Source organism: Occallatibacter sp. FHG110214_02 (assembly GCF_059115385.1).
On sequence record NZ_JBZYWK010000017.1, the window covers coordinates 87020 to 108918 of the forward strand.

Here is a 21899-nt window from a genome sequence, read left to right on the forward strand (position 1 = left end):
TTGCGGCTTCGCCTCACAGGGGTTAGAGTAGATGTGCCTTGCTGAGATCATTCTGGAGCCGCATCATGCTTTTTCGATTTACTACCGTACTTCTTGCGTGTCTTACTTCTTCCTTTGCGATTGCTCAATCCACGGGTACAAAGCCATCCGCGCCGACGGAGGAGCAGAAGAAGGCTGCCGCGGCGATGCCGTTTCGCAATCCTGATTTGCCGATTGCGGAGCGTGTGAATGACCTTGTGGGGCGGCTTACGCTTGAGGAGAAGGCTTCGCAGGCGATTGATGTTGCGGCGGCCATTCCACGGCTTGATATTCCCGCTTACAACTGGTGGAACGAGGGGCTGCATGGTATTGCGCGCTCGGGGTATGCCACGATGTTTCCGCAGGCGATTGGCAATGCGGCTACGTGGGATGCGCCGCTGGTGGAGCGCATTGGCGAGGTTGTTTCTACCGAGGCTCGCGCCAAGTATAACGATGCGCTGCGGCATGATAATCATGCGCGTTACTATGGCCTGACCGTCTGGTCGCCGAATATCAATATCTTTCGCGACCCGCGCTGGGGGCGTGGGCAAGAGACATTAGGCGAAGACCCGTTTTTGACGGGGCGTCTTGGTACGGCATTTGTGCGTGGTATTCAAGGGGATGACGCGCATTACTTCCGCGCCATTGCTACGCCGAAGCACTATGCCGTGCATAGCGGGCCAGAGTCTACGCGTCACTCGGCGAACATTGACCCCAGCGAGCATGATTTGTGGGATACGTATCTGCCGGCGTTTCGCGAAACTATCGTGGAAGGCAAGGCTGATTCCATTATGTGCGCTTATAACGATGTGTATAAGGTTCCGGCTTGTGCGAGCAAGCTGCTGCTTGGCGATATTCTTCGCGGCGACTGGGGCTTCAAGGGATTTGTGACTTCGGATTGCGGCGCGATTGATGATTTCAGCAGGCCGGGCGCGCATAAATTTGCGACGAATCATGAGACTGGTTCGACTTTCGGAATTTTGGCGGGAACGGATACGAGCTGCGGGGATGAATACCTGGCGCTGCCGGATGCGGTGCGTCACAACCGTCTGACGGAAGCGCAGGTGGATGTGGCGGTGAAGCGGTTGTTTACGGCGCGCATGCAGTTGGGCATGTTTGATCCGCCGGAGCGCGTGCCGTTTTCGCGGATTCCGTTTTCTGTGGTGAATTCTCCGGAGGACCAGGCGCTGGCTTTGCGTGCGGCGCGGGAGTCGATGGTGCTGCTGAAGAATGATGCGCATATTTTGCCGCTGAAGCCGGATGCGCATCGCACGATTGCTGTTGTGGGGCCGCTGGCAGCTTCGCTGATTGGGCTTGAGGGGAATTACAACGCGATTCCGCTGCATCCGGTTTTGCCGGTTGATGGCATTGTTTCGGAGTTTGGTGCGGAGCATGTGGTGTATTCGCAGGGTGCGCCTTACATCCTGAATGGGTATCTGCCTGTGCCGCGTACGATGCTGCGTACGGCAGGTGGTGTGGAGGGATTGACGGGCGAGTATTTTGCGCATCCCAGCTTTGATGGTGCGCCGGAAGTTACGCGCGTCGATAAACAGATTGAGTTTGACTGGGCGCATGCGAATCCTGTGCCGAGCCTTTCCGCGGATACTGCTGCGAATAGCTTTGCGGTTCGGTGGACGGGATCGATTGTTGCGCCGGAGGCTGGCTCTTATGACTTGCAGCTTCGGTTGCCGATTTGCGGAAGCTGCGAGGGCAAGCTGAAGTATGCGATTTATCTCGACGGCAAGGAGCTTGAGCCTACGGGGCCGCCTGTGAATGCGATGGGCAAACTACCGCCGAGTGGGCGTAATTTTGGCGGGGAGTCGCATTACTCTGTTTCCCTGACGGACACTGCGCCTCATGCTTTACGCATTGAGTACGCGCAGAGTGGGAAGCTGAATATTGAGAATGGCGGGATTGCTTTTGAGTGGATGCCGTCGCAGGAGTTGCTGCAAAAGCAGGCAGTTGCGGCGGCAGAGAAGGCGGATATGGTGGTGGCCTTTGTGGGGCTTACGCCGCGGCTGGAAGGGGAAGAACTGCACTTTAAGGCGAAGGGCTTTGCGGGCGGCGACCGCTCGGAGATTGATTTGCCGGATGTGCAGCAGCAGATGCTTGAGGCTGTGGCGAAGGCGGGCAAGCCGATGGTGGTTGTGCTGCTGAATGGCAGCGCGCTTGCCGTGAACTGGGCGCAGCAGAATGCGAAGGCGATTCTGGAGGCGTGGTATCCGGGGCAGGCAGGCGGGCAGGCGGTTGCGGAGACGCTGAGCGGGAAGAATAATCCTGCGGGGCGGTTGCCGGTTACGTTTTATACGGGCGTGGACCAGTTGCCGCCGTTTGATGATTACTCGATGGCGAACCGTACGTATCGCTACTTCAAGGGGAAGCCGCTTTACTCGTTTGGCGATGGGTTGAGCTATACGACGTTTGCTTATTCGCGTTTGAAGCTTTCGACGGGCGAGTTGCATGCGGGGGATTCGCTGACGGTGGAAGCGGATGTTACGAATGACGGCAAGGCTGCGGGTGAGGAAGTGGCGGAGCTTTATCTTGCGCCGCCGAAGACGGATGTTTCGCCGAAGCTGGCGCTGGCGGGGTTTGAGCGGCTGCGGTTGAATCCCGGCGAGACGCGGCATGTGAGTTTTCAGCTTGATGCGCGGACGCTCTCGCAGGTGGATGATAAGGGCGTGCGCGCGGTGTCGCCGGGAGAGTACCGCATCTATATGGGCGGAAGCTTGCCGGATGGAGATGCGGGTGCGGGCGTGATATCGAAGAGCTTTGCTATCCAGGGGACGCAGGCGATTCCGCGTTAGTTGTGGAGCCTGTCGCGTAGTAGCAGGAATGGGCGCTCTACACATAAGTGGAGCGCTCCTGCTGTTATGAGGCAGAACGCGGCATAGACGGCGCCACGGCCTGCCATGCTGGTTTCGGCGAGATGCGGGAAGACTAAATCGACAATGTGGATGAGGGCTTTGCTGGTGAGATAGAGCGTGTAGGCCAGCGTGGCGATGAGTTGCGCGCCGGGGATTTTCCATCGGCTGAGGAGGCCGTTGTTGCTGATGGATGATGCGAGGAGGCAGGCGAGGCCTAGCGAGAGGATGGGGAAGCCGAGGACGTCTCCGACTGCGGTGATGTCGGTGACGGAGTCGTAGCGGTCATGCGTTAGCCATGCGGAGAGTGGGACAAGGACGATGGCTGCGAGTGTGAGTGCGTGGCCGCGCTTTGTGATTTGCTGCCACCATGTGGGGCGGAAGAGGCGGATGGTGGCGAGGGCTACACCGGCCAGAAGGCCGTCGAGACGGCTGTAGGTGGGGTAGTAGATGCGCTGCATGTAGAGGCCGCCCCATGCTTCGCCGGCGCGGTCCATTGGTTGCAGTACGGAGATGAGGAAGTAGCTGCGGATTGCGATGCCGAAGAGCAGGATGCAGGCGATGGCCGCGATGGTTTTGCGCAGGGATGGTTTGCGCATGAGGAGCAGCACGATGATGGGGAGCAGGAGATAGAAGTGCTCTTCGACGCAGAGGCTCCAGACATGCGAGAAGGCGCGGGGTGTGGTGAGGGGCAGGAAGATGTTGTAAGTGAAGGTGAGGTATTTCCACGGCGGGGCTACTCCGGCGAACTCGGGCCATTGGGGAATCCAGTAGTAGGCGGCGAGAACGACGAGGAAGGCCGGAAGGATGCGGTAGATACGGTTGCGGTAGAACTCCCACAGGCCGGGGCGCTGGCCGCGTGTATAGGGGCGCAGGAGCTGCGAGCCGATGAGGTAGCCGCTGAGGACGAAGAAGAGGTCCACGCCCATCCAGCCGTATTGAGCGATGGGTTCGAGCCACGAGGGGAGGGCGTTTTCGCCGCCGAAGTCGAGGTAGTGGAAGATGAGGACGGCGAGGATAGCGAGGCTGCGCAGGGTGTCGAGGCCGTGCAGACGGGTGGGCAGGCTGATGCTTTGGGGACGGGGAGCGGGGGTGTTCAAGGGGAGTGCCTCGGCGGGGGATTCCATTTCAGGCTAGCGCAGGTTGTATGCGGCTGAGGCTGGGTGTGAGGCAAAAGAAAAATCCCGTACCTGCGTTGCTAACATTGCGCGGCAGGTACGGGATTTTGTTGGCCTATTGTCGGCTACTTCAGGCTGACGGTTGTTTTGAGCGGCAGTTTGTCACTGGAGCCACCGACGAGGAAGGTATATTCGCCGGGGACGAGTTGCCAACCGTTCTTTGCTTCATCCCAGATGGAGAGGTATTTGCGCGGGACCTCTACGGTGACGTTGCGCGATTCGCCGGGCTTGAGGTTGACCTTGGCGAAGGCGACGAGACGCTTGGGGGGCTCCTGCGCGGCGGCGGGGAGTGCTGCATAGACTTCGGCGATTTCCGCGCCTTCACGTGAGCCAGTGTTGGTAATGCTGAATGCGACTTGTACGTTTTCGCCAGCGGTGGCGGCGAGCCCGTTGTAGCCGAAGGTGGTGTACGAGAGGCCGTAGCCGAAGGGGAAGAGCACGGACTTGTTCTCCGCGTCATACCACTTGTAGCCGACCTTTACGCCTTCGTCGTAGTTGACGGGGAAGGGCGGCAGGCCATGGGCCCATTTTTCCGGGACGGCGGCGCCATCGAATTTGTACTCCGGCGGCTGCGCCACGGTTGTGCGGGGCAGGTCGGCTTCGCTCTTCGGGAAGGTGTTGGGGAGCTTGCCGCTGGGGTTGACGGTGCCGAAGAGAATGTTGCCGAGGGCGTTTGCGCCGTCGCTGCCGCTGTACCACGCTTCCAGAATTGCGGCGGGGGAATCGACCCATGGCATGGTTACGGGGCTGCCGGTTTCAAGCACAACAACGGTGTGCGGGTTGGCCTTGGAGACGGCTTCGATGATGGCGTTCTGGTCCACTTCTACGTTGCCGTTTTTGTATTTCGGCAGCGAGAGCGAGGGCAGGTCCATGCCTTCGCTCTCCCACTGGTATGCGAAGACTACGGCGACGTCCGCATTCTTGGCTGCTGCCGCGGCGGATGCTGGGTCGGTGCCGGGGTCGAAGGTTACGTTGGCTTGCGGTGCGCGCGCCTGGATAGCCTTCAAAGGCGACGACGGGAACCAGATTTGCTCCTGCCAGTGGGTTGCGCCCTGTCCCGGAGGCATGATGGCGTTGCCGCCGATGGGGTCTACCTGTGCGGAGCCGCCGCCGGAGATCATGCCTACGTCGGAGTGCGCGCCGATGACTACGACGGACTTGAGGCTTGAGGCTTGCAGCGGGAGAACGCTGTTGTTGTTTTTAAGCAGGACGATGCCGCTTTCTTCAATCTTGCGGGCGGTTTCAAATCCGGCGAAGGGGTCGATGACGGAGCGTTGGCGCGGGTAGTCGATTACGCCTGCCGCAAACATGGAGCGGAGAATGCGGTGGACGTGGTCGTCAAGCTCGGCTTGTGAGATGCGGCCTGCCTGCACAGCGGCCTTGTACTTGTCGCTGTAGAAAATTTTGCCGGGCTGTTCGTTGTCGAGGCCTGCTGCGGAGGCTTTTTCTGTGGAGTGCGTGCCGCCCCAGTCGGAGAGCACAAAGCCGGGGAAGTTCCAGTCCTTTTTGAGAACGTCGGTCAGGAGCCATTTGTTTTCGCAGGCGAAGTCGTCATTGACGCGGTTGTAGCTGCACATGACCGCCGCGGGCTGGCCTTTGAGGACGCCAATCTCGAATGCGAGCAGGTCGCTTTCATGCGCGGCGCGCTTGTCGATGGAGATGTTGACGGAGTTGCGGCCGCTCTCCTGGTCGTTGAAGGCGTAGTGCTTGATGTCGCCGATGACGTGCTCGGATTGCGTGCCCTGAATGAGGCGTGCAATCAGTTCTCCGGCGAGGATGGGGTCTTCGCCGAGGTATTCAAAGGTGCGACCGTTGCGCGGCTCGCGGGTGATGTCCACGCCGCCGCCGAGAGTCATGTTGAAGCCCTGTGCGCGAAGTTCGTGGCCGATAAGTTTGCCATATGCGTAGGCTGCGTCGGGGTCCCAGCTTGCGGCGGCTGCCACGTTGGCGGGCAGTGCGGTGGAGTAGCGGCCATTGACGCCGCTGGAACGCACGCCATAGGCTGCGTCGCTCATGTCGATGCCGGGGATGCCGAGACGGGGAACGCCGACGGCGTAGCCTACGCCGCGGTTGGAGGGCGCATTTTCCGGCGTGACGGGGTCGTCTGTGGGCATGCCTACGCCGTGGAGCAGGGCGATTTTTTCATCCAGCGTCATTTGCTTGAGCACAAGGTCGGCGCGCTCGTCGGGCGACAGGCTGGTGTTTAACCACGGACCTTTGGGGGGCTCTGCTGGCTTGGGACGCTGGGCTGTGAGAGGGAGGGAGGCTGCGGTGGCCAACGCGAGGATAAAGGCTGCGAGGAGGGGGGTGAGGTGAGACGATTTCATACGTACTCCACTGCTAAAACGTTTAGGTGAACCGCTCCAATAGTACCAATGTGGCGGGAGGGGTGGGCAAGTTTCCGGGGGTCGGTTTACAAATCTTAAGGGCAGCGCGGCATTTAAGATAAAAGAGAGAAATTCTGCGCAAACAACATTGCCAGATAAGTTTTTAGGGGAAAAGAAAACCAATGGCTGGATTGCTGGACGCGCTGGACATCAAGCGCAAGAAATACTTTGAATTTGAAAATGCGCCGTACCTTTGCCTCGACCGGGAAGTTTCAACGCCGACAGCTCGTGGTGGGCAGACGCTGGTGCGGGTCAAGATGCGGAACCTGATTACGCGGGCTGTCTTTGACAAGACTTTCAAGGCCGGCGAAAAGTTCAAGGAGCCGGATCTTGAGTCGGTTGAGGCTTCCTACCTGTACAACGATGGGGATGGCGCGTACTTTCTGGACCAGGCAACTTTTGAAACCGTGACGTTGACCGAAGACAGGTTGGGCGACGCTCTTGATTTTCTTGTCGAGGGCGCGATGGTGCAGCTCGACAAGTTCAACGGCAACCCGATTGGCGTGCAGCTTCCGCAGCAGGTGGAGTTGAAGGTGGAGTATGCCGAGCCGGGTGTGCGCGGCAATACGGCGAGCGGCGCGGTGACGAAGCCTGCGAAGCTTGAGACCGGGCTTGAGATACAGGTTCCGGTTCACATCAAGGAAGGCGAGACGATTAAGGTAAACACCGAAACGGGTGAGTTTGCCGGTCGCGCTTAATCTGCGGATTCAAATGTAATCAAGAAGACTTCGGGGGTCGTTCCCACGCGCATGGGTGGCCCCCATGTTCCTGCGCCCATGGATGTGAGCACCTGCAGTGAGCCGAAGTTGCTGAGGCCGCGGGTGTACTTTCCGAAGGCGCGGTGAGCGAACCATGTGAAGGGGAAGATTTGACCACCGTGCGTGTGGCCAGAGAGCTGCAGGTTGAATCCTGCTTGCTCTACCAGTGGCAGGCGGTTGGGTACATGGTTGAGCAGGATGGATGCGCGGTTGCGGTCTACGCGCATCTTTTCAAAGATGCCGCGCAGGCGCATGGGGAAGGTCGTGTCTACATAGCGCACGCCTGCTACCTGCAGGCCGTCTACATTCGCAAGCTCATTGTTGAGTACATGGACGCCGCCTTTGCTCAGGGCTGCTTCAAAGCCGACTACGTCGCCGATTTCTTCATGATTGCCGCCGCAGAAGTAGATGCCGAATGGCGGTTGCAGTTCCAGCAGAGGCGCGGTTAGCTGCTCAGGGTCTACCTTGGCGCCGTCGAAAAGGTCTCCGGCAATGAAGATGACTGCGGGGTTGAGGCGCTTGGCGATGGCTGCAATCTTTCGCGAGAAGCCGGTGCGGTTGACGTGTCCGAGATGGAGGTCGCTGAGCAGCAGGGCTGTGCGGTTGCGCCATGCTTGCGGCAGGTTGGGGAGCGCGATGGTGAGATGACGTTCGCGGATTTGAGCGGCATTGGCGAATCCATAGGCACTGATGAAAACGACCAAGGCCAGCAGCGTACTGGCAAGCCAGATGCGGGCTTGTGGCTCGGATGGGCCTGCGAGGAAATGTACGGGGATGGATAGCAGCCAGCAGAGGCATGCGGCCCATGTGAGGAAGTTCAGGATGCCAAGCCAGATGGATGCGGCGGTGTAGGCGAACTCGATGATGGGATTGCAGAAGCGATAGCCAAGCAGCGCGACAGAGACAAAGCTGAAGGAGAGCACGGCAAGGGTGATGGCGAGGACGTGCTGTGTTGTTGCTGTGAGAGGCCAGAAGCTGACAGCCGTCGCAAAAAGAAGCCAATGCGTGAGGCAAAGAATGGTTTGAATGATTGCAATGCCCAGAACCGGCCAGACCTTCAAATGAATCTCCTCCTTATGTGGGCCGGCGACATGGCAAGAGCCCTCTCTTCATGATGCAGAAACGGGTATAGGGAAATGATAAATGTCTGTTGCCGCGTTGACTGGCTGGGGTCCGCGGCGTGCGTCATGAAAGAATAACCGTATGGCGCAATTATCGAACAACGCGCTCGGCATTTATATCTCGATTCCGTTTTGCCGGTCGAAGTGCACCTATTGCAATTTTGCTTCCGGGGTTTATCCGGCCAGCGAGCATGGCCGCTATGTTGACCGGCTTATCGAAGATATGCGGCGGGCTGGCGCATGGGCTGGGCAGATGGGTGTGGAGCTTCCGCGCGAGGTGGACACGGTTTACCTTGGCGGCGGGACTCCTTCGCTGCTGGAGCCAGAGTTGATTGCGCGGTTGTTTGGCGCGCTGCGTTCGGAGTTTCAGCTAACGGCGGATGCGGAGATTACGGTGGAGTGTGCTCCGGCGCAGATTGCGGATGCTACGCTTGCCGCGCTTGCCGAGGCTGGTGTGAATCGCGTGAGCCTGGGCGTGCAGTCGTTCATCGACAAGGAAGCGCAGAGCAGTGGGCGGCTGCATGACCGTGCTGCTGTGCTGAAGGATTTGCAGCGGCTGCGTGCTGCGGGTATTCATAATTTGAATTTGGATTTGATTGCGGGGTTGGCGGGGCAGACGTTTGCTTCGTGGGATGAGTCGCTGGCCGTGCTGCTGGATGCGGGTGTGCCGCACGCCAGCGTTTACATGCTGGAAGTGGATGAGGATTCGCGGCTGGGGCGCGAGATGCTGGCGGGCGGGGCTCGGTATCATGCGGAGCTTGTGCCGAGTGACGATGCGATTGCGCGCATGTATGAGACGGCCGTGGAGCGGCTGGATGCTGAGGGGCTTGCGCAGTATGAGATTTCGAACTTTGGCACGGCGGGGCATGCTTCGCGGCATAACCTGCGCTACTGGCAGCGGCGGCCTTACCTTGGGCTGGGGCTGGATGCTTCTTCGATGCTGATTGAAGGTGAGTCCAGCTATGTGCTGCGCTCGAAGACTACGGATGATTTGAAGGCGTTTCTTGACGACACGGAAACCGCGGAGACTGCCTGGCTTTCTCCGGAGCGGAATTACGAAGAGGCCTGGTTTCTTGGGTTGCGTTTGAATGCCGGCGTGGATATGCGGGCGTTGGAAGCGGAGTTTGGCGCGGAGCGGGTTGCGCGAGTGCGCTCGACGGTGCAACGGCTTGCGCAGGATGGTCTGCTTACCGTCGATGGAGAGCGCGTTAGCCTTACGGCACAGGGGCGACTGCTCTCCAATGACGTGTTTCAGGAGTTTCTTGGGCAGGATGCGGAGTTGAGCAAAGAGGAAGAAGAGCCGCTTACGCGTTAAGGCGCGTGGCGGGTTACCAGGCCAGCAGGTCTTCTCCGGAAGTGAGCGAGAGGAAGGTGACGGGTGGGGGCTCTATCTCTGCGTTGTCGCCAGCGCTGCGGATGGTTTCCGGGCCATCTTCTTTGGCGAGGCGTAATGCCTCTTCTGCTTCACGTAGCACGATGACGGGGGAGCGGCCTGCGCTGGTGGCTACTCCGAAGCAGGCGGAGAGCCGAATGGCGTGGCCTGCGATGTGAAAGGGCGCGGAGAAGACTTCGGCGCGAATGCGCTCCGCGAGCAGCACGGCGTTTACGGCGCTGCATCCGGGGAGCCCGGCCAGGAACTCGTCTTTGCTTGCGCGGCCAAAGAGGTCATAGGTGCGCAGCAGGCGGGCCGTGCGCTGCGTTGCTTCCACCAGCAGGTGGTCGCAGGTGTCGGTGCCGAGCCGCGAGTTCCAGTGGCCGAAATCATCCACGTCGAACAAAATCATGCTTAGCGGGGTGTTCATTCGCTGTGCGCGGTCTGTCTCGCGGAAGAGCGCGGCGAGCAGGGCGGCGCGGTTGTGTACGCCGGTGAGCGGGTCGATTTCTGCGGAGAGTGCTACGGTTTCGCGTAGCTGCTCCAACTCGCGTTTTTGGCGGAACCAGTAGGAGGCGCGGTTGGTGCGCAGGCGGAGAAAGTCCGGGCCGCTGTTGAAGGGGATTACGTCGTCGACTACGCCTTCTGCGAGGCGGTCGGTCCACTCGGGTGAGGCTGTGTCTGAAAACAGGACAATAGGGAAGGGGACTCCGCAGATTTCCGAGCGTGCGGCGGCGAGTAGCTGGGCCAGCGGCATGCCGGGGAGGCGGGAGTCGAGCAGCATGAGGTCGAGCGCAGGTGAGAGCGGCGCGGGGGCTGCGATTCTTGCGAGGGCGTCCTGTGCGTTGCTGGCGATTTCTACGCGCACGTTGTTGGCGCGCAGGGCGGCTTCGATGGGCTTGAGCAGGTCTGGGTCGTGGGAAGCGAGCAGAAAAACAGATTGGTGTTCAGCGAACATGCGATACATCCTCAGTTCTGAGTGCATCGGCGGGGATTGGAATTTATTGAGAATTGCGGCGGGATTGGATATGCAGAAGCTGGTGACCAATGGGCTATCCATTGGTCACCAGGATTCTATGAATGGCTTTTGTGAGATTGTGGTGGCAGAAAGGTTTGATTAGTCCCAGGTGAAGGTGATCGGAATCTGCACATCGGGGTGCAGGCTTTTGTGGACGGGGCAAGTGTGTGCCGCTCGTACCAGCTTTTCCTTGTTCTCTTCGCTGATGGTGCCGGGGATGTGAATCTTTACGGTCAGTTGCTGGATGCGGCGCGGAGGCGCGCTGGTCATCTCTTTGTCGGTTGTTGCCGTGGCTCCAGTGATATCCACGCCGATGGTGCGAGCGAGAATGCCCATCGTGGTCAGAATGCAGGTGCCGAGAGCGGTGGCTACCAGATCGGTGGGAGAGAAGCTTTCGCCGCGGCCCTGATTGTCCTTGGGAGCGTCGGTGCTGAGCGTGGTGCCAGAGGGGCCATGCACCGCGTTGCAGTGCAGGTCCCCCTCGTATTTCATGTCAATTGAGACCATGTGGTTCTCCTGATTGACTAGTCTACGAAATCAACGTTTGGCTTGACGGTGATGATGCCGCGTTCGTAGCCCATGTCGAGCAGCTTGCGGATGGCTTCGCGTCCGTCCGCGCCGTAGTCGAGTGTGCGCTCGTTGACGTACATGCTGACGAATTTGCTGGCGAGCGTGGTGTCGAGGTCGCGGGCAAATTGCATGGCGTATTCGAGTGCGGCTTCGCGATGATCGAGCGCGTGCTGGATGCTGTCGCGGAGAGCCTGCGAGCAGATCTTGTGCACGTCCGCGCCGAGCGAACGGCGGATGGCGTTGCCACCGAGAGGAAGCACGAGGCCGGTGGTTTCGCGCCACCAAATGCCGAGGTCGATGACCTTGTAGAGGCCGTCAGTGGCATAGGTGAGCTGGCCTTCATGAATGATGAGGCCCGCGTCATACTTGCCCGCCTTGATGGCCGGAATGATCTGGTCGAAGGGAACGACTTCGGTTTCAAGCTCGGGGTTGAAGACCTTGAGCGCGAGGAAGGCCGTGGTGAGCGTGCCGGGGACGGCGATCTTGAGGTCCTTGAGGTCAGCCGTGGTGAGGTTGCGGCCGGAGACAATCATGGGGCCGTAGCCTTCGCCTACGCTGCCGCCGCAGCCCATGAGCGTGTAGTTCTCCTGCACGTAGGGGTAGGCGTGGAAGCTGATGGCCGAGATGTCGTAGAAGGCTTCATTCTGCGCGCGCTGGTTGAGTGTTTCGATATCGGTCAGCGTGTGTGAGAAGCGGTAGCCGGGGACGCGAATCTTGTTGGTGGCGAGGCCATAGAACATGAAGGCGTCGTCAGAATCCGGGCTATGCGCGATGGAGATGTTATGAAGCTCAGGAGAGACAACAGAATCAGACTGCGAGTGACTCACGAACGGTACGTCCTTTCAACGAAACTGGGGGAAATGAATCTTGCAGGAACCGTTTGGTTCGATGCGAGAGCTAGCGGCTGCGGCGCAGACGATTTGCGCCAAGGCCAAGACCGGCAGCAGCGGCAACTTTCAGCGCCTCTCCGGGAAGGAAGGGAAGCACGGCCTGCGTGAAGGCCGAGGCAGGGGAACTGTGCGTCCAGATGGCGAGCCAGATGGCTCCCATGGTGAGAATGAGCGCGTCACCCGCGGCGGCGGCGGCGAGGCCCATGCCGAAGCTGCGGTTGCTGCGACGCCAGAGAGTGGCGATGAGCATGGCGGCGAAGGGGTAGGCCATCAGGTAGCCGCCGGTGGGGCCAAGGAGATGCGCGAGGCCGGAGATTCCAATGGCGGACGGCGCGAAGACGGGCAGACCGGCTGCTCCCTCGGCGAGGAATGCGATGAGGGTGCTGAAAGCGGTGCGCGGGCCGAGAAGCATGCCAAGGGCGAGAGCGCCGAAGGGCTGTAGCGTGAGCGGCACGGGGGTAAAGTATAGCGGCAGCGAAATGTGCGAGCAGACGGCCAGAAAGAGCGTGCCTGCGAGCACGATTCCAGCGGTTCTGAGCGTGTTGGCTGTTGCTGTGCTTTGTGTTCCGAGTGCCAGCTGCATGGGAGCCGGTTTGTTCATTGGCCTTCCTCCGAGGGGGTCTCTGCTTCTTCTTCGAGTGGCGGAGTCTGTTGCTGCTCCGCCTGTTTATGGGCACGCAGTACGTGCCGCACCATTCCGGCTGATACGGCTACCAGCAGTGCCACCGAAACAAACATGGCGATCATGAGCCAACGCATGGGATAAAAGGCGGACTCTTTCTACGCCGCTTTGCCCCCCTGCATATTATTTGCCTCTGCAAAGGCACTTGCACACTGATTTTTCAGGTGCGGAGGTGCTTTTGCAGAGCCGTTCTGGCTGAGGTTCTGACGGCTTGCCGCTGATGCCAAGAATATCAGACGCGGTTGGGCTCTGCGGGCCGTGGAGGGGAGGCTATTCCGGCACGCGGGCGCCGAGCACATTCTGCATCCAGGCAAGGTAAGCGGAGCTTCCGGCTTCCACGTTCAATACGAGGAATTCCGGTGTTTCGTAGCTGTGCAGGGCCAGCAGGCGGGTTTCGAGGGCTGCTATCTGGGAGGCGTCTGTTTTCAGGAGTAGAAGCGTTTCGGTCGCCAGCTCGGTTTTGCCTTCCCACTCGTAGATGGATTCGACGGTGGGAAGCATGGTGGCGCATGCGGCAAGGCGCTCCTGCACCAGAGTGCGGCCAATGCGGCTGGCTTCGCCAGTGCTGCTGGTCGTGGTGAGGACGATGCGGGCGGTAGTGGGGGATTTCGGCATGGCTCGTTACCTGCGGCAGAGTATACGTGGTTTCTCTTTCAGAGACGTTAACTTGCTTGATGGAGCCCCTGACAGGCAGTATGTTGTTGCGGCCCGGCAATTTTTCAAGCCAAGTTGCGGGCAGAAATGGAGCGGAAACGATGAGCGTGATTAAGTTTGGTACTTCGGGTTGGCGTTCGATTGTTGCAGGCGACTTTACTTATGCCAATATTCGGTTGGCGGTTGCGGGGATTGCCTCGTATGTGAAGACGCAGCCCCAGCCGCATCGTGTTCTGGTTGGCCGCGATCCTCGCTTTCTGGGCGAGAGCTTTGTGGAAGAGACGGCCAAGGTGTTGGCCGGCGCTGGCGTTACGCCGATTGTGATTCCCGAGGCCGCGCCGACGCCGGCGATTGCTTATGCGGTGCGCACGCTCAAGACTTCCGGCGCGATTAACTTTACCGCTTCGCACAATCCACCGGAGTACAACGGCATCAAGTTCAATACGCATGACGGTGCTCCGGCACTGCCGGAGGTGACGAAGCAGATGGAGGCGGCGATTGCGTCGCTGGAGTCGATTGGCGCGCCGATTCCTAAAGCTGATCCGCCGGCGGGTGGATTTGAGACCTATGATGCGAAACCGGCGTTTGTGAAGCGGCTACAGGAGCTGGTGGATCTGAAGGCGATTGCGAAGTCGGGCATCAAGGTCGTTTACGACCCGTTCTGGGGTTCGGGACGTGGGTATACTTCGGACCTGCTGCGCGAGGCTGGCGTGACGGTGGAGACCGTTCACGACTATCGCGATGTATTGTTTGGCGGGCATGCGCCGGAGCCGGACGACCACTTGCTGACGGACTGCAAGGCGAAGATGAAAGAGATTGGCGCGCAGCTTGGCGTGGCTACCGACGGCGATGCGGACCGCTTTGGCATTGTGGATGAGGATGGAACGTTCATCCAGCCGAACTACATTATTGCGCTGCTGTTTGATTACCTTGTCGAGACGCGCGGCTGGAAGAACGGCGTGGCGAAGAGCGTGGCTACGACGAACCTCATCAATGCACTGGCGGAGTATCACAAGGTTCCGTTGTATGAGACTCCGGTGGGGTTCAAGTACATTGGCGAACTGATTCTGCAGGACAAGATTGTGATTGGCGGCGAAGAGTCGGCTGGACTGACGATTCGCGGGCATGTTCCGGAGAAGGATGGTGTGCTAGCCGACCTGCTGGTTGCCGAGATGGTTGCGGTGCGCGGCAAGTCTCTTGGTGTGCAATTACAGGAATTATTTAGCAAAGTTGGTTCCTTCTATCCGGTTCGCGAGAACTTCCGGTTGACCGAAGAGCAGAAGGCCAAGTTTACTGAAAAATTGAAGGGTGATCCTACGGAGCTCAGCGGGCGCAAGGTTGCCAGCATTGTCCGGACGGATGGCCTGAAACTGGTTCTCGACGACGGCTCGTGGGTTTGCTATCGGCTTTCTGGAACGGAACCTGTTGTGCGCGCCTATACAGAAGCACGCAACGAGGCCGATATGGAAAGTCTGAAGGCCGCTGCCGAGAAGTTTGTGCTTTCTTAAGAAAGCACAAACAGGGATTTGGGGAATAGGGACACAGGGACTAGAAAGACCCTTGTTCTTTTTGTGAAATATGCCGCATTTGCCGGAACAAGCCGAGATGTATGTCCCTTTGCCGGAGCCTCCGGCGAAGGGGCCGGAACCTTTGCCGCTGCGCGCGTTGAGCTGGGGCGTACGGATGTGGCGGCCTGTTGGCTCAGGGCTGGCGGTTTGCCTGGCGCTGCTAATGGGCTGGGGTGTGGTGAACGGCAAGCATGGCCTTTCCACCTGGAACCAGATGCGATTGCAGGATAAGCAGCTCCAGAAGGAGATCGACGACCTGCAGGCGGAGAATTCACGGCTTAAGGTACGCGTGGACCGGCTCAAGTCCAGCCAGGACGAGATTGAGCACGAGGCTCGCGAGAAGCTTCACTATGCCAAGCAGGGTGAGGTTATCTATACGCTTCCGGCGGAGTCGAAGTAGCTTTTACTTCAGCTATTAGCCTTCGTTTGACTTGCCCACAAAAACAACCCAAGGTTGATGGCTGCAAATGCAATAGGGCCATAGGCCCGGCCTGGGCGTGGAGCTGGAACCCAATCACTCCATCAAATACCTGCACCAGCGTCATCACAATCGCCAGCGTTGCTATGCCGCCGCGTGAGCGTGAGGCTATCGCGTAGATCACTCCCAGTGGAAGCGCAATACTGCGTGAAGCCGCATAGAGTGCGTATTCGTGCACGTCAGCCTGCGGAGCGATAGCAGCGAAAAGTCTGCACTCACGAGGGCGCTGAGAAGCGTGAATCCTGCGCATGTCCAATATGCACGCCCGAAGCTATCGCCTGATTTCATAGCCCAATTCTAGCCTTGACGCTCGCTGGGGATTGATTTTGGCGAGCGGTAGATTGTTGATGTGTTGGTTGAACTATGAGTAGCCAATCTGCAGCTAAAAATCCACATGCGCTCGGGCAGAGCCTACCCAGGCTGCGCCGCGGTCGCGGTTGTAGCCGGGGTTGTTGATGTGCTGCACATCGACGGAGTAGAAGAGGCCGCGCCAGGCGTGGAGAGTGTAGTAGCTCTCCTCGATAGTTTCGCGGCCATAGTTCAGGGTGCCGTCGCCAAGGATGAAGCCTGAGCCGCCGAGGCGGAGATAGTTCTGGTGGTCGCGCTTGATGGCGTTAGTGACTACGGCCAGGGCCACCTTGTCGGCGGGACGATGCCAGCTTTTGCCGGAGTAGTCCGCGCCTAGCTCGATGGTCTGATCGACTTCGGTGTAGGCGTAGGACTCGTGCTGGCCTTCGTTCCAGCCGAAGCGGCCAAAGAAGCGGAGGCTTTCCGTCAGCTCCTGCAGGGTGTTGATGCCGAAGCCGTATTTGAGCGCGCCGGTGTGCTCGTGGGCGGTGATGGTGGGTATCTTGTCGATTCCGGCGAGGTAGGCGTGGACGGCTTCACGATAGGTGCCCATGTGGGCGCGGTTGGCGAAGAAGAGAAACTTGGTCGAGTTTTCGCGGCCCTTGATAGGCGATTTGCGCAGCTCGAATTCTCCGTTGTGGGCGCGGGCACGGCTGAGGGCCCAGTCCATGTCGATGCCGTTGGCGACGGTGGGCATAGTGAAGAGGCCGTAGCGGATGGACCAGCTTTTGTCGTCATATTCGGCGATGCCGCCGACGGTGTAGCCGCGGGTATCTGCGGCGTAGTCCCATGCGCCGTTGTTGTCTATGGTCCAGTTCATGAATTGTAAGTGGCTGTCGGAGCCGCCTTCGTTGATGTCGAAGAAATCGGGGAGCGTCATTTTACCGATGCGGAACTCGATGCGACGCTCGGGAACTTCTGGCGCGAGGGTGAAGAAGTTGGCTTCCTGCGCGGTGGTCTTGTTGGTGAGGCCGATGACCTGGTGAATCTCGTAGCGGGCGATGTAGGGCTTGCTGCCGAGGTTGGGGTTGCGGACTACGTCGAGGTTGGTGAAGCCGGCAAGGCCGAGGGCTTCGCTGAGGCCGCGGCCTCCGGCGGATTCCATGTCGAAGATGAGGTCGGTGTTGTACCGGATGGAGCTGGTGGGGCGCACGGCTCCGTAGAGGGTGCCGACGAGGGAGGTTTTGTACTCGGCGGAGTTGCGGAAGCTGTTTACGCCTTCATAGGTGGAGTGGAAGGGAAGGCGTCCCTGCAGGATGATGTTGGCCTGGCCGGAGAGCCACCAACGCTGGCCGTCCGGGTGAGGAAACATGGTGAGCGTGGGTGCGTCGGTCTTTTCGGGCTCCTGTGCGGGCTGATTTCCGGAGGACTGCTGCTCCTGGTCGCTGAAAAGGCTGGGAAAGGTTGCGGGATGGCTGGCTGCGACCTGCGGCGTGTCAGTCTGGGAGGCTGGTTGAGGAACTGGCGCGGAAGGCAGGGGCATGTTTTCTTGCCCGGAGAGCAGGATGGCGGGTAAAAAGGTGCAGGCTGCTATGAGGGAAAGACGTGCTACGAGCATCTATCATTACCTTCTAACATGGCTTTGTAACATGAATGCGAATTCATGTTAATCGTAGTTAATAATTAGATATTACATGTGGTTTTGTAAGGAAGATACAAATATTGCTGAGCGGCAGCCAAAATTTATTGGAGTGCAAGAGAGGCTAGGCCAATAGCGGTGGCGGGCCCGCGCCTGAGCGCATGAGATCTATATTGCGGCTGGAGCGGGGAGCCTGTTGCGGGGCTTATTAGGCAGGCTTTCTATGCTTTTTCAGGCGTGGGCGGGGATGCGTATGGCTTCGAGGGCGTTTGTGAGGTCGGTGGCGAGGGCCTGCTGCTTTACTTCGGTGAGCTTGGCGTCGCGCCATGTCAGGTAGAAGACGTCGATTGCAGTTTCGCCTTCGGTGTCGATGAGTGCGGCCTCAATGTTGCACTGGTGCGCGGTGAGCGTGAGTGCGACCTGCCGGAGAAGGCCGGGGCCGTCCTGCGCGACGACTTGCAGAAGAGTGGACTGCGTGGAGGCGTCGGAGTCGAACTGGATGCGCGTGGGGACTTCTACCTTGATATTGCTGGTGCTGCCTTGGTGGCGGCGCGCGCCTAGTAGTTGCTCGACGGGCGTTTTTTGCGCAACAACGTCGTGAACGTAGGCGAGGAAGCGGCTCTTTTCGCTGGGATTGAGTTCAAGCGTGCGGAAGACGTCGGAGAACTGGAAGCTATCGACGATGACGCCGGCGTCGTTGGAGAAGGCTCCGGCTTTGACGATGTTCATTCCCCATGCGGCGAGTGCTCCGGCGACGTCCGCGAAGAGGCGCGTGCGGTCACGGGAGATGACGGTGAGATCGAAGAGTTGACGGATGGGGCGGAGGTCGAGCTGGACCGGGTCCTGGTCGAGATTGAGGGCTAGCTGGAAGTGGTTGCGGATGTGCTCGGGGAGGCGGGTTTGCAGGTAGCGCTGCGGAAGGCCTTCAAGGAATTGGCCGAGGGCGGCGTACTGCGCGGGCGGCACCATGGAGCGGAGGCGGTTGAGCAGCGTGGGGTCGATGGCGGCGTGGTAGCGGATTTCGTCTACGCTTCGGTCCATAAAGTTGGCGGTGGCCATGTAGAGCTGCCAGAGATTTTCGGCCTTCCACGGGGTGAGGGCTTCCGGGTTGACGGCCTTGATGTCCGCGTAGGTGAGCAGCGTCATCATTTTGAGCAGCATGGGGCTGCCGATTTTGTCGGCGAAGGTGCGGATGTTGTCGGGATCGAAGATGTCGCGGCGCAGGGCCTGGGACATGACGAGGTGCTGTCGGATGAGCTTCAGCACGGTCTCGCGCTCTTCGTTGTCGAAGTCGAGACGGGCTAGGAAGCTGTCGGCCAGTTCGACGCTCTGGACAGTGTGTTCGCCGGTGCGGCGGCCTTTGCCTGTGTCATGCAGCAGGAGCGAGAGCAGGAAGAGATCGAGGCGGTCGATTTCGGGGAGGATGGTGGCGAGGCGCTGTTCGTAGTCGTGCGCGGGCTGGCGCAGGCCGTGGACGTTATCGATGGTGAGGAAGGTGTGCTCATCGACGGTGTAGCGGTGGTAGCTGTCGCGGATGACGAGGGCGTCGATGCCGTGAAACTCGGGGATGAGCATTTCGAGAACACCGAGGGCGTGCATGGTGCGGAGCGCGTGCGCGGCGTGGGGGCCTAAAAGCACTTCGCGGAGGGCGTTCCAGAGATAGGGTCCTTCGGGGATGTGGATGGCCAGGGCAGGAAGCGAGTCGGTAATGCTGTCTTCGGCGGCCTGCGAGAGCGTGTAGCCGTGCGTGGCCATGAGGGCGAAGATGCGGAGGATGGAGGCTGCGTCTTTGAATTGCGCGCCGGGTTGGATGTCGATGCGTCCGTGGTCGAGGACGAACTCGGTGTTGGCGATGGTGGAGCGGCGGCGGCGGAATTGCTTGTAGAAGCTGACCGGGGCGGGAAGGTTTTCCATCAGTAGCACGGCGCGACGGTAAACGACGCGCGCGTGGCGATAGTAGGTGCGCATCCAGTAGGCGGGGTCGGCGGTGCCTCGGGTTTCAAGGCCGATGGATTGCGCGGCGGCTTCGTCCTGCGATTGCCAGTCGAGCACGTTGTTATCGCGGCCATGGCGGAAGTGGAGGAAACATCGTGCGGCGGCGAGAAAGTCGAAGGCGGCTTCGGCGTCTCCGCGGGCGGACTGGAAAACGCTGCCGCGCTGCTTGGGCCACTCGCGGGTTTCCTTGAGATGGAAGAGCAGGGCGAACCACTGGGCCAGGTGATAGTCGCGTAGGCCGCCGGGACAGTCTTTTACGTTGGGCTCGAGATGGAAGATGGTATTACCGAATTTGCCGTGGCGGGAGCGGGCGATTTCGCCGATCTTTTGGACGATGGTGTTCCACTCGCTAAGGATGAGGCCGGGCAGCACGGTTTGGTGGAGCTGCTGGTAGAGAGGGAATTGGCCGGCGAGGAAGCGGCGGTCTAGCGTGGCGAGGGTGAATTCGAGATTGTCGGGATCGAAGCGGGAGGCTTCTTTGACGGTGCGGGCGGCGGGGCTGGCGCGAAGGCCGATGTCCCACATGCCCTGAATGATGGCACGAACGGGTTCCTTGGCCTGCTCTTCGGTTTTGTCGTCGGCATAGGCGAAGAGGACGTCGATGTCAGAGAAGGGGAAGAGGTCTTTGCGGCCGTATCCGCCGAGGGCGAGGAGCGAGACGTTGAGGTTAGGCGTGGTGGCGAAGGCGCGGCGCCACATTTCAATGAGGATGCGGTCCACGATGGCCGAGCGGCGGCGGATGGCGGCGGTGCCGTCTCCGGTGCGCTCCCAGGTCTGGCGGACGAGCGCCATTTCGCGAAGGTATAGCTCTCTTAAATCGTCAACGGCGATGGAGATTGAATCCATGGGGAGAAGAGTTATGTCCGAGGACTTGGAATAGCTTAAAGAATGTTTTAACAGGATACGCGATAAAGGCAGGGAACAGGGCTGTGGGGCAGTTTGAAACCATAGTTTCTGAGTTGGAGACAATCCAGATGGAATTTTGTTCCTGGACGCTAGGGCATTTTGTATGAGCAGGTCCCATCTGTCAATTCTTTTTCCTTATAAGGGTTGTTGCTTTTGCTGTTGTCGTTGCTCTCCACCGGGTTTGTATTCGCACTCTGATGAGCCGGGAATGATTTGGGCTCGGTGCCGGTTGGGGTTCGAGAGGAGAGTCGATGCTGCCATTTCTCAGACGGTCTTGGGAGACCAAAACGCCGACGCAGTCATCGGAACGCGGTTTCGATGCAGCGGGTGAACTCTAAGCGGCCTGCTGGTAGAACGGAACGTACGGTTCCTGCGTGGTCCAAAGATGGTGGAGCAACACAGCTAGCTTGCGGGCCACAGCTACGACAGACTTGTTCTTCGCCTGCTTGCCGCCTCTCGCCGCGAGATGAAGCCCCCACTGTCGCAGTGCCGAGTCTCGACCATGTGGTCGCAGGATGTGGTTGGCGCACTCGATCAGCAGGCTTCGAAGATACGCGTTGCCAGCCTTGGTGATGCCGAGTTGTGGGTCACGTTCACCCGACTGGCTGCGTTTTGGTCGTAGCCCAAGGTAGCAGCCCACATCTCGACTTCGACCGAATCGCGACTTATCCCCGAGCGTCAGAACGAATGTAAGAGCGGTGATGTGGCCGACTCCATGAATGGTCATCATGGGCTGTGTCTCGGCATACTCCGTCTGAGTCAGACGCTGAATGTCCCGGTCGTACTGCTTGATCTTGAGCGTCATCTCGGCGATCTGGGCAAGGATCGGCCCAAGTGCGAGCTTGAGTCCTGGCGGCATCGCAGCCTGACCACGTTGGGCGAAGCACTTCGTGGAGGAAGCCGGCATACGATGACCGCAAGCCTTCGTCAGTCCGCGCACTGCGTTCACCGCCGCGGTTCGCAGTCGAACCAAAAGCTCTCGGGCGCGGATCAGGGTGAGAGCTTCCTGCTGCTCGACCGTGCGGTGAGAGATCGGCCGGAGGATCTCAGGATCGAGCCGCGCGTAACGGGCCAGCTTCTCCGCATCCACATCGTCGCTCTTGCGATCACTGTGCGAGATCGCCCGCAGCTCACGTACGTTCGCAACGATGACCTCGTGGCCTAGATGCTCAAGCTGTTCGCTGATCCAGATCGAATGCACGCCGGCCTCCATCGCCACGCGAGCATGCGGCACGTCGGTGAACCACTTATCGATGGCCTTCGGTGTGGTCCGAAAGCGGCCTCGATCGATCACTTCGCCCTGCTGGTTGAGAGTGCAGTAATGGCTCCAAACGTCGCCGAGGTCGATGCCAATCGTCAGCTCTACCTGGCCACGCTTCCGAGGTACTTCCGCGATGAGGTGTTGCATCCGCTTCTTCATGGGAACAGTCTGCGCCTCCTTCGGAGGACCTGCTCATCCCATTTCTCAGGACTCATCTGGCCCAGTTGCCGAAAAGACGACTTTGCAGACAGTTCA

Annotated in this window: 17 protein-coding genes; 5 read left to right on the forward strand and 12 right to left on the reverse strand. The window is 59.6% G+C overall.

What is annotated here, in order from left to right:
• Positions 1-65 precede the first annotated feature (65 nt).
• Positions 66-2822, forward strand: a complete 2757-nt coding sequence (locus AC5S3R_RS14805; protein ID WP_494267866.1) for a glycoside hydrolase family 3 C-terminal domain-containing protein — start codon at positions 66-68, stop codon at positions 2820-2822.
• Here AC5S3R_RS14805 and AC5S3R_RS14810 read toward each other — a convergent pair.
• Positions 2819-3979, reverse strand: coding sequence for an acyltransferase family protein (locus AC5S3R_RS14810; RefSeq protein ID WP_494267867.1), 1161 nt, complete (start codon positions 3977-3979; stop codon positions 2819-2821). The two genes, AC5S3R_RS14805 and AC5S3R_RS14810, sit on opposite strands and share 4 nt — an antisense overlap.
• A gap of 143 nt (positions 3980-4122) precedes the next feature.
• Positions 4123-6384 carry a beta-glucosidase gene (locus AC5S3R_RS14815; RefSeq protein ID WP_494267868.1) on the reverse strand — a complete coding sequence of 754 codons (2262 nt, stop codon included), beginning with the start codon at positions 6382-6384 and terminating at the stop codon, positions 4123-4125.
• Positions 6385-6566: 182 nt separating this feature from the next.
• On the opposite strand from AC5S3R_RS14815, the gene efp reads away from it, so the two are divergent.
• On the forward strand, positions 6567-7142 hold the full coding sequence (gene efp, locus AC5S3R_RS14820) for an elongation factor P (RefSeq protein WP_494267869.1): 576 nt from the start codon (positions 6567-6569) through the stop codon (positions 7140-7142).
• On the opposite strand, the gene AC5S3R_RS14825 is transcribed toward efp, so the two are convergent.
• Complete coding sequence (locus AC5S3R_RS14825; protein WP_494267870.1) at positions 7139-8263, reverse strand: metallophosphoesterase; 1125 nt, start codon at positions 8261-8263, stop codon at positions 7139-7141. The genes efp and AC5S3R_RS14825 overlap by 4 nt on opposite strands.
• Positions 8264-8405: 142 nt before the next feature.
• On the opposite strand from AC5S3R_RS14825, the gene hemW reads away from it, so the two are divergent.
• On the forward strand, positions 8406-9638 hold the full coding sequence (hemW, locus tag AC5S3R_RS14830; protein WP_494267872.1) for a radical SAM family heme chaperone HemW: 1233 nt from the start codon (positions 8406-8408) through the stop codon (positions 9636-9638).
• Positions 9639-9651: 13 nt separating this feature from the next.
• Here hemW and AC5S3R_RS14835 read toward each other — a convergent pair whose 3' ends face one another.
• From AC5S3R_RS14835 to cutA, 6 genes are all read right to left on the reverse strand, one after another.
• Positions 9652-10653: a GGDEF domain-containing response regulator gene (locus AC5S3R_RS14835; protein WP_494267873.1), complete on the reverse strand. Its 1002-nt coding sequence runs from the start codon at positions 10651-10653 to the stop codon at positions 9652-9654.
• Positions 10654-10812: 159 nt separating this feature from the next.
• Positions 10813-11220 carry an OsmC family protein gene (locus AC5S3R_RS14840; protein WP_494267874.1) on the reverse strand — a complete coding sequence of 136 codons (408 nt, stop codon included), beginning with the start codon at positions 11218-11220 and terminating at the stop codon, positions 10813-10815.
• Positions 11221-11237: 17 nt separating this feature from the next.
• Complete coding sequence (locus AC5S3R_RS14845; RefSeq protein WP_494267875.1) at positions 11238-12110, reverse strand: menaquinone biosynthesis family protein; 873 nt, start codon at positions 12108-12110, stop codon at positions 11238-11240.
• A 70-nt stretch (positions 12111-12180) separates the two neighbouring features.
• Entirely contained in the window at positions 12181-12774 is a 594-nt protein-coding gene (locus AC5S3R_RS14850; protein ID WP_494267876.1) for a biotin transporter BioY, read from the reverse strand.
• Positions 12771-12932, reverse strand: a complete 162-nt coding sequence (locus AC5S3R_RS14855; RefSeq protein ID WP_494267877.1) for a hypothetical protein — start codon at positions 12930-12932, stop codon at positions 12771-12773. The genes AC5S3R_RS14850 and AC5S3R_RS14855 overlap by 4 nt, the downstream gene beginning before the upstream one ends.
• A 193-nt stretch (positions 12933-13125) precedes the next feature.
• Entirely contained in the window at positions 13126-13470 is a 345-nt protein-coding gene (gene cutA, locus AC5S3R_RS14860; protein WP_494267878.1) for a divalent-cation tolerance protein CutA, read from the reverse strand.
• A 140-nt stretch (positions 13471-13610) separates the two neighbouring features.
• Here cutA and AC5S3R_RS14865 point away from each other — a divergent pair, with 140 nt between their 5' ends.
• Positions 13611-15017: a phosphoglucomutase/phosphomannomutase family protein gene (locus AC5S3R_RS14865; RefSeq protein ID WP_494267879.1), complete on the forward strand. Its 1407-nt coding sequence runs from the start codon at positions 13611-13613 to the stop codon at positions 15015-15017.
• A gap of 97 nt (positions 15018-15114) precedes the next feature.
• On the forward strand, positions 15115-15477 hold the full coding sequence (locus AC5S3R_RS14870; protein ID WP_494267880.1) for an FtsB family cell division protein: 363 nt from the start codon (positions 15115-15117) through the stop codon (positions 15475-15477).
• A gap of 460 nt (positions 15478-15937) precedes the next feature.
• Here the strand turns inward: AC5S3R_RS14870 and AC5S3R_RS14875 are convergent, their stop codons facing one another.
• From AC5S3R_RS14875 to AC5S3R_RS14885, 3 genes are all read right to left on the reverse strand, one after another.
• The gene (locus AC5S3R_RS14875) at positions 15938-17461 is read right to left on the reverse strand and encodes a carbohydrate porin (RefSeq protein ID WP_494267881.1); all 1524 of its coding nucleotides are present in this window, start codon (positions 17459-17461) and stop codon (positions 15938-15940) included.
• 252 nt (positions 17462-17713) lie between these two features.
• Positions 17714-20323, reverse strand: a complete 2610-nt coding sequence (gene glnD, locus AC5S3R_RS14880; RefSeq protein ID WP_494267882.1) for a [protein-PII] uridylyltransferase — start codon at positions 20321-20323, stop codon at positions 17714-17716.
• A 394-nt stretch (positions 20324-20717) separates the two neighbouring features.
• On the reverse strand, positions 20718-21803 hold the full coding sequence (locus AC5S3R_RS14885) for an IS110 family RNA-guided transposase (protein WP_494267883.1): 1086 nt from the start codon (positions 21801-21803) through the stop codon (positions 20718-20720).
• Positions 21804-21899 lie beyond the last annotated feature (96 nt).

Coding starts and splice junctions, on each gene's coding strand:
- AC5S3R_RS14805 (WP_494267866.1), top strand. CDS start 66: ATGCTTTTTCGATTTACTACCGTACTTCTTGCGTGTCTTACTTCTTCC.
- AC5S3R_RS14815 (WP_494267868.1), bottom strand. CDS start 6,384: ATGAAATCGTCTCACCTCACCCCCCTCCTCGCAGCCTTTATCCTCGCG.
- efp (WP_494267869.1), top strand. CDS start 6,567: ATGGCTGGATTGCTGGACGCGCTGGACATCAAGCGCAAGAAATACTTT.
- hemW (WP_494267872.1), top strand. CDS start 8,406: ATGGCGCAATTATCGAACAACGCGCTCGGCATTTATATCTCGATTCCG.
- AC5S3R_RS14835 (WP_494267873.1), bottom strand. CDS start 10,653: ATGTTCGCTGAACACCAATCTGTTTTTCTGCTCGCTTCCCACGACCCA.
- AC5S3R_RS14840 (WP_494267874.1), bottom strand. CDS start 11,220: ATGGTCTCAATTGACATGAAATACGAGGGGGACCTGCACTGCAACGCG.
- AC5S3R_RS14850 (WP_494267876.1), bottom strand. CDS start 12,774: ATGAACAAACCGGCTCCCATGCAGCTGGCACTCGGAACACAAAGCACA.
- AC5S3R_RS14855 (WP_494267877.1), bottom strand. CDS start 12,932: ATGCGTTGGCTCATGATCGCCATGTTTGTTTCGGTGGCACTGCTGGTA.
- cutA (WP_494267878.1), bottom strand. CDS start 13,470: ATGCCGAAATCCCCCACTACCGCCCGCATCGTCCTCACCACGACCAGC.
- AC5S3R_RS14865 (WP_494267879.1), top strand. CDS start 13,611: ATGAGCGTGATTAAGTTTGGTACTTCGGGTTGGCGTTCGATTGTTGCA.
- AC5S3R_RS14870 (WP_494267880.1), top strand. CDS start 15,115: ATGTATGTCCCTTTGCCGGAGCCTCCGGCGAAGGGGCCGGAACCTTTG.
- AC5S3R_RS14875 (WP_494267881.1), bottom strand. CDS start 17,461: ATGCTCGTAGCACGTCTTTCCCTCATAGCAGCCTGCACCTTTTTACCC.
- glnD (WP_494267882.1), bottom strand. CDS start 20,323: ATGGATTCAATCTCCATCGCCGTTGACGATTTAAGAGAGCTATACCTT.
- AC5S3R_RS14885 (WP_494267883.1), bottom strand. CDS start 21,803: ATGAAGAAGCGGATGCAACACCTCATCGCGGAAGTACCTCGGAAGCGT.